1 protein-coding gene is annotated in these 2151 nt (G+C 51.7%); it reads left to right on the plus strand.

Annotated elements, in window-relative coordinates:
* Window positions 1-24 precede the first annotated feature (24 nt).
* Window positions 25-2151, plus strand: a 2127-nt coding sequence (locus tag C508_RS0117300) for a phage/plasmid primase, P4 family (RefSeq protein WP_026319593.1), incomplete at its 3' end; no start/stop codon positions are given.

Consider the following 2151-nt stretch of genomic DNA (forward strand, 5'->3'; position numbering starts at 1 on the left):
CTAAGTCGAAAGGGGGCGGCGGCAGTGGAAAAACTGAAACAAGAGCCAATCTGGGTATGTTGGCGTTATGAAGCTGTCAAGGGCCGCCGCACCAAAGTACTGTATTCCATTAAAGGGCGCAGGACTGGGACAAGCAAGAAATACAGCGGCGATTGGGTTTCCTATAATGAAGCAGCACCAGCCAAAGAGAAAGGCTCCTTTGACGGCATAGGCTTTGTCATCCCTGCCGGGATCGTGGTTATTGACCTTGACCACATCAGCGATAACGATACCCTCGCCACAGAATTAAGCCAGCGGCTTAAAACCTACGGGGAGCGTTCGCCAAGCGGCCACGGCATCCACTATATCGCAACTGTGGACTTAACCAAAGTCCCGCAGTCGGACGGCAAGCTGTCCCCGGAATATTACGTCAAAAACCCACACAACAACATTGAGATTTACTTCGGCGGACTGACTAATCGCTACATGACCTTCACTGGCAACACCATTAATGAAATGCCTGTAGCCGAGCAAACCGACGCGATCAAAGCCGTCCTGGACAAGTATATGAAAAAAGACTTGGCAAAAAATCCGGAGATTGACCACAGTGCCGCTTTCGATGATTTTGATGTCATTGCCGCTTTGCGAAAAGCGAAGAACGGCGCGAAGTTCATCGCCCTCTTTGACCATGGGGATATTACAGGCTACGCCAGCCCTTCCGAAGCGGACTTGGCTTTATGCAGCTTTCTGGCTTACGGCACAGGCGGGGATGTCAGTATCATCGACACCCTTTTCCGGCAGTCCAAACTGTACCGGGAGGAAAAGTGGGAACGCGATGATTACCGCAAAGCTACCATTGAAAAAGCGATTGCTGGCTGTAGCGGCAGATTCCACATTGCGAGCAGGCCAATGCCTCCCTACATCTACTATGACCAAAACGCCAAACGGCTGCGGGTCAATTGTCCTATGCTGGCTAGACACATCCGCGAGGATTTGCGGTACATCTTCGTGCGGGACAGTGCCAAAGGCGGCGTTCTCCGCTATGTGTATGAAAGCGGCTGCTACAGGCTTTATGCCGATGAAATGCTCAAGGGTGTCATTAAAGAATACATTGCCAGCTTTGACGAGAACCTCCTGCGCATGGGCGATGTCAGCGAGGTGTTCCAGCAGATCGCCACCGATCTTGTGTTCAAAACCAATGATGAACTGAACGCTAATGAGGACATCATCAATTTCCAAAACTGCATCTTGCGGGTATCTGATATGGCGATACTTCCCCATAGCGCGGATATCCTGACAACGATACAGATACCATGCGACTGGACAGGAAGTCCGAGCGCCACTCCGGTGTTCGACCATTTCATGGCTGCGCTGACAAGCGGCGATAAGGAAATTGAAAACCTGCTCCTGGAATTCATGGGCGTATGCCTGTCCAACGTCAAAGGCTGGCGGATGAAGAAGGCTCTGTTCATGGTTGGCCCCGGCGATACCGGAAAGTCGCAGCTAAAAAGCCTGACTGAACGCCTACTCGGGCGTGGGAACTTCATCGGCATCGATCTTAAGGAAATTGAAGCGCGGTTCGGGACGGGCAACATCTATAACAAGCGCCTTGCCGGAAGTTCCGATATGAGTTTCCTGACGGTGGATGAACTGAAAACCTTCAAAAAATGCACTGGCGGCGACAGCCTGTTTGCCGAATTCAAAGGGCATAACGGCTTTGAGTTCACCTACAACGGCCTGCTGTGGTTCTGCATGAACCGTCTGCCGAAGTTCGGCGGCGATGACGGACACTGGGTCTACAACCGCATCATGCAGGTGGAATGCTCCAATGTAATCCCACTTGCAAAACAGGACAAGCAGCTGCTGGACAAGTTGTATGCCGAGCGCAGCGGGATTGTTCACAAGGCGGTTATAGCGCTCAAGCAGGTAATCCAAAACGGCTATGTATTTTCCGAACCGGAGAGTGTGGCTGCTGCCCGCAAAACTTATATGGAAGAAAACAATACTGTGATCGCCTTCTTCCAAGAATGCATAGTAGAGCGCCCGCAGCTTAAGATCAAGGATAGCTGCACCACTGGCAGAGTATTTGAGGTTTATAAGGCTTGGTGCGCCGACAATAACCACGGCTACGCCAAGACCGCCAAGGAGTTCCGCACCGAACTTGCCGCCTAT

The sequence above is a fragment of the Anaeromusa acidaminophila DSM 3853 genome, from assembly GCF_000374545.1.
GTDB lineage: Bacteria > Bacillota > Negativicutes > Anaeromusales > Anaeromusaceae > Anaeromusa > Anaeromusa acidaminophila.